The organism is Alloalcanivorax mobilis, assembly GCF_002864685.1.
GTDB classification, from domain to species: Bacteria; Pseudomonadota; Gammaproteobacteria; order Pseudomonadales; family Alcanivoracaceae; genus Alloalcanivorax; species Alloalcanivorax mobilis.
The window spans coordinates 1-3,401 of the sequence record NZ_NMQZ01000079.1 but is presented as its reverse complement, the minus strand read 5'-3'; the positions used below and the strand labels follow the sequence as shown (position 1 = coordinate 3,401).

Annotated in this window: 4 protein-coding genes; all 4 read right to left on the bottom strand. The window is 63.8% G+C overall.

Annotated features, from left to right (window positions below):
* Nucleotides 1-299 precede the first annotated feature (299 nt).
* The 4 genes from CGS25_RS18815 to CGS25_RS18800 all read right to left on the bottom strand — a co-directional run bounded on the left by CGS25_RS18815 (nucleotide 300) and on the right by CGS25_RS18800 (nucleotide 2,990).
* Nucleotides 300-698 carry a DUF1330 domain-containing protein gene (locus tag CGS25_RS18815; protein ID WP_089031710.1) on the bottom strand — a complete coding sequence of 133 codons (399 nt, stop codon included), beginning with the start codon at nucleotides 696-698 and terminating at the stop codon, nucleotides 300-302.
* A 224-nt stretch (nucleotides 699-922) separates the two neighbouring features.
* Complete coding sequence (locus tag CGS25_RS18810) at nucleotides 923-1,513, bottom strand: YigZ family protein (protein WP_101676405.1); 591 nt, start codon at nucleotides 1,511-1,513, stop codon at nucleotides 923-925.
* Nucleotides 1,514-1,626: 113 nt separating this feature from the next.
* A complete protein-coding gene (locus CGS25_RS18805; protein ID WP_101676404.1) occupies nucleotides 1,627-2,601 on the bottom strand; it encodes a quinone oxidoreductase family protein in 975 nt (324 codons plus the stop codon).
* 230 nt (nucleotides 2,602-2,831) lie between these two features.
* Nucleotides 2,832-2,990, bottom strand: a complete 159-nt coding sequence (locus CGS25_RS18800) for a helix-turn-helix domain-containing protein (protein WP_198588858.1) — start codon at nucleotides 2,988-2,990, stop codon at nucleotides 2,832-2,834.
* Nucleotides 2,991-3,401 lie beyond the last annotated feature (411 nt).

Here is a 3,401-nt window from a genome sequence, read left to right as displayed (position 1 = left end):
CGACCGCGAACCGAGCCGAAGGCGAGGCGGGCCCGGCAAAGCCCATTCGCGGTCAAGGACCGCTCCCACACCAGAAGCAAATGCCGGCAGCGGGACCGGTCCGCCTGTTCCCTGCCTGTTCCCTGCTCCGCCCCCGCTACAGCGCCGCTGTGGGAGCGGTCCTCGACCGCGAACCGAGCCGAAGGCGAGGCGGGCCTGGCAAGGCCGATTCGCGGTCAAGGACCGCTCCCACACCAGAACTTAACTCCGGCGCCAGTCCTGCTGTTCCCTTCCTCCTGTCCCCTGCTCCTCCGCCTGGCTCAATGTTGCCGGGTGCAGATCAGGCGCGCTTCGTCGAGGGCGGCGGTGCGGTGTTTGGTGGCTTGTTTGTATTCCGGGTCGGCGAGCATGCTGGCGAAAGCGGCGATGGAGGGGTAACGCACCAGCAGCACTTCGTCCCAGTGTTCGTCGGGCGGGGCGATCACGCCGGCGAGGGCGTCGCCGCTCCAGATGATCTCGCCGCCCACGCCTTTGACCTTCTCGAAGGCGACCAGGGAATAGCGGCGGTAGGCTTCACGGCCGTCGTACTCCGCCTCGCCGTCTTTATAACGGGCCACCGCGCGATAACGCAGCAGGTTGAGCATGACGATCGGGGTGTCGGCGGGGATGCTTTTGAGAATGTCGGGCAATGCATTCTTATCGGGATCGACAACGGGCATGGGATTCTCCTGGCTGGCAACGGCAGTGGTTTCAGAGTGCCTGCCCCCGCCCGCCCGGCCAATGGTGAGATGCGTCGTTTTTTGGTTCGGTTTTCAGTTTTCAGTTTTCAGTGTTCAGTGTTCAGTGTTCAGTGTTCGGTAAAAACAGACCCCTCTGATTCTTCTCGCTTCGGCTACAGCGCCGCCACTGAAAACTGAACACTGAAAACCGAACACTTCCCCCCCTATTCTTCAATGCTGATCCCGTGGGCGCCGCAAAACGCTTCCAGGGCCGGCTGGTGCTCGGTGGGTACGATGATTCTCGCGCTGACTCGCTGTGTGTATTGAATGTCTTCCAGCCGTGCCTGGTATTGGTCGCACCAATGGCGCAAAGGCTGCTCGTCGGGAAAATCGAAATCCAGCGTCAATTCATTTTCCGGCACCTGCTCGATCACCTGCATCGCCGAAAGCACCGCTTCGGCGGCGCCGGCGTAGGCGCGCACCAACCCACCGGCGCCCAGTTTGACGCCACCAAAATAGCGGATCACCACCACCATGACGTCGCCCACGCCTTTGTGCTGAATCACATTGAAGATCGGCTTGCCGGCGGTGCCGGAAGGCTCGCCGTCGTCGTTCATGGCGCCTTCGCCGGAAGCCGGTGAGCCGATCAGCCAGGCGTGGCAATGGTGGGTGGCATCGGGATAACGAGCGCGCGCCTCGGCGAGCACCGCCTGTGCCTCGTCACGGCTGCGCACCGGCCTCAGCCAGGCAATAAAGCGGCTTTTATTGATCTCGATTTCGCGATCCACCGGACCGGCGGGGGAAGGATAAGACATGGTTTTCAGTTTTCAGTTTTCAGTTTTCAGTAAAGACATGAGCGCGCCGATTCCTTCCGCCGCATCAACAGCGCCGCCACTGAAAACTGAACACTGAAAACCGAACACTTTTTTTAAACCTCCAACACCACCGCGCCGTGGGTTTTGCGGTTTTCCATGTCGGTGTGCGCCTGGCCGACGTCTTCGAAGGCGTAGCGCACCGGCGGCACTGGTTTGAGGATGCCGTCTTTGAGGGCGTCGAAGAAGGCGTTGGCGGCCTGGTCACGGGATTCCGGCGTGGCGGTGTAATGGCCGAGCATGGGCCGCACCACGGTGTTGGAGGCGCGCGCCAGCAGCGACACCGGCATCGGCTCCACCGAGCCGGAGGACTGGCCGAAGTTGACCAGGTGGCCGAGCGGCGCCAGAGCGTCCAGGGAGCCGTAGAAGGTGTCCTTGCCCACCGAGTCGTAGGCCACGTCCACACCCCGCCCCTCGGTGATCGCCTTGACCTTTTGCACCACGTCTTCGTGCCGGTAGAGGATCACGTGGTCGCAGCCCATGCCGCGCACCAGCTCCGCCTTTTCTTCGCTGCCCACGGTGCCGATCACGGTGGCGCCGAGATGGTGGGCCCACTGCACCAGCAACTGACCGACGCCGCCAGCGGCGGCCTGCACCAGCAGAGTCTGGCCGGCGCGCACCGGGAACACCCGTTGCAGCAGCACGCAGGCGGTGAGCCCGCGCACCATCATCGAGGCGGCGGTGAGGTCGTCCACGTGGTCGGGCAGAGGCACGGCACGGCTGGCATCAAGCAGGCGCTCGTCGGTGTAGGCGCCGTAGTTGCCGGAGGTATAGGCGACCCGGTCACCGTCTTTGAATCCGCTCACGCCCTCGCCCACCGCGGTCACCACGCCAGCGGCTTCCAGGCCAGGCACACCAGGCAGCGGCAAGGTCTGATAAAGGCCGGAGCGCACATAGATGTCGTGGAAGTTCACGCCCACCGCGGTCTGGCGCAGACGAATCTGCCCGGGGCCCGGTTCGCCCACGTTCACCGATTCGGCGCGCAGCACCTCGGGACCACCCGCCTGATGCATCACCATCGCTCTGGCCATTGTTGTTCTCCCTGCCACTGTGTTGATTCGAGATGACGAGCTTAGAGGATGAGGCGCCGGGGGTCTTGTAAAAAGGTGCTGGCCGGGCGCAGCACGCAACACGCTTGCACGCTTGCACGCTTGCACGCTTGCACGCTAAACACCGAGCCGCCAGGGCCATGGCCACGCGAAGGCCGGTTGCGAATCCACGGAACCTGGCCACCTCCATATCGCCTACTGAAAACTGAAAACTATCTCCGCTGCCTGCCCCGATCCCGGCCGTCGAAGTACTTCTTGGGCGTGGTGCCAAAAGTGCGCCGGAACATGGCGATAAAGGTGCTGACATTATCGTAGCCCAGGTCCAGAGCAATGCGAGTGACCGGGGTCTGTGATGGCCTGGCAAGGCCGATTCGCGATCAAGGACCGCTCCCACAAAGACCGTGCCAATCCGGAACGGGCCGGCTACGAAGCCGCTGTGGGCGCGGTCCCCGACCGCGAACCGAGCCGAAGGCGAGGATGGCCTGGCAAAGCCCATTCGCGGTCAAGGACTGCTCCCACAAAAGACCGTGCCAACTCCAGGCTCACCCGGCGACGAAGCCACCGTGGGAGCGGTCCTCGGCCGCGAACCGAGCCGAAGGCGAGGACGGCCTGGCAAGGCCGATTCGCGGCCAAGGACCGCCCCCACGAAAGCCCGGGCCAATCCGGAACGGGCCGGCTACGAAGCCGCCGTGGGAGCGGTCCTCGACCGCGAACCGAACCGAAGGCGAGGATAGCCTGGCAAAGCCGATTCGCGGTCAAGGACCGCTCCCACAAAAGACCGT

Excerpts from the sequence above, each read along its gene's own strand:
- CGS25_RS18815 (WP_089031710.1), bottom strand. The coding sequence starts at position 698 with ATGCCCGTTGTCGATCCCGATAAGAATGCATTGCCCGACATTCTCAAA.
- CGS25_RS18810 (WP_101676405.1), bottom strand. The coding sequence starts at position 1,513 with ATGTCTTATCCTTCCCCCGCCGGTCCGGTGGATCGCGAAATCGAGATC.
- CGS25_RS18805 (WP_101676404.1), bottom strand. The coding sequence starts at position 2,601 with ATGGCCAGAGCGATGGTGATGCATCAGGCGGGTGGTCCCGAGGTGCTG.